The organism is Streptomyces phaeochromogenes, assembly GCF_001418655.1.
GTDB classification, from domain to species: domain Bacteria; phylum Actinomycetota; class Actinomycetes; order Streptomycetales; family Streptomycetaceae; genus Streptomyces; species Streptomyces phaeochromogenes.
This window is the reverse complement of the sequence record NZ_LIQZ01000676.1, coordinates 1-1,356: the sequence shown is the minus strand read 5'-3', so window position 1 is coordinate 1,356 and position 1,356 is coordinate 1. Positions and strand designations below refer to the sequence as shown.

Genomic DNA, 1,356 nt, shown 5'->3' with positions numbered 1-1,356 from the left:
GGGAAGGAATGCTTCCGCGAGGGGGCACCCGGGGCGTCGGACGGTGGTCGGGTGGGTGACAATGGAGGCTCTGTCAGGGCGGGTTGCATGAGGGGACGCATGTCGGAGGCGGAGCGCGCGGGAGCATCCCGGCAGGACGAGAGCGATCGTCTTCTCGCCGGGCGATACCGGCTGGGAGGAGTCCTCGGCCGCGGCGGCATGGGCACCGTGTGGCGGGCCAAGGACGAGACGCTGGGTCGGACGGTCGCGGTCAAGGAACTGCGGTTGCCGGCGCGGATCGACGAGGACGAGAAGCGGCGGCTGATCACGCGGACCTTCCGTGAGGCCAAGGCCATCGCGCGGATCCGCAACAACGGCGCGGTGACGGTCTACGACGTGATCGACGAGGACAATCGGCCGTGGATCGTGATGGAACTCGTCGAGGGCAAGTCGCTCGCCGAGGTCATCCGTGAGGACGGGCTGCTCACGCCGAAGCGCGCGGCCGAGGTGGGCCTTGCCATCCTCGACGTGCTGCGTTCGGCGCACCGCGAGGGCATCCTGCACCGGGACGTGAAGCCGTCGAACGTGCTCATCGCCGAGGACGGCCGGGTCGTGCTCACCGACTTCGGTATCGCACAGGTGGAGGGCGACCCGTCCATCACCTCGACCGGCATGCTCGTCGGCGCGCCCTCGTACATCTCGCCCGAGCGCGCGCGGGGGCACAAGCCCGGGCCCGCGGCCGACCTCTGGTCGCTCGGTGGGCTGCTGTACGCGTCGGTGGAAGGTGTGCCGCCGTACGACAAGGGGTCCGCCATCGCGACACTCACCGCGGTGATGACGGAGCCGATGGAGCAGCCGAAGAACGCCGGGCCGCTGGAGAAGGTCATCTACGGGCTGCTCGTCAAGGACCCCGAGCAGCGGCTCGACGATGCCGGGGCCCGGACGATGCTCACCGAGGTCATCCACGCGCCTGAGCCCAAGGACGAGCCGGAGCCGCCGGACGCGACGAAGGTCGTGCCGTTGCCCGAGCTTCCGGTGGACGCCCCTGCCAAGAAGAAGAGTTCGGGCGGCAAGGCCGCCGGCGGGAGCAAGAAGGGCGAGGAGCCGGTGGAGCGGCTCCGCGGGGCGCTGCGTTCCGTGCGGAAGGGCAAGGGGGCTGCTGCTGCTGCTGCGGCTGCCGGTGCTGCCGCGGTGGTCGGAGCCGGGAAGGCCGGTGCGGAGAAGGCCGGTGCCGGGAAGGCCGCGGACACCGAGACCCCGACGACTCCGGAGGGGGCGGAGGGGGCGGAGGGCAAGGCCGCCAAGGCCTCGAGCTCGACCTCGGCTTCAGCCTCGGCCTCGGCCGCTCCTGCGACCTCCCCCTCTTCCTCCGCCCCC

Annotated in this window: 1 protein-coding gene; it reads left to right on the top strand. The window is 71.5% G+C overall.

What is annotated here, in order from left to right:
* Positions 1–99: 99 nt before the first annotated feature.
* Positions 100–1,356: serine/threonine-protein kinase (locus AOK17_RS47475; RefSeq protein ID WP_157881564.1), on the top strand; the 1,257-nt coding region annotated here is incomplete at its 3' end.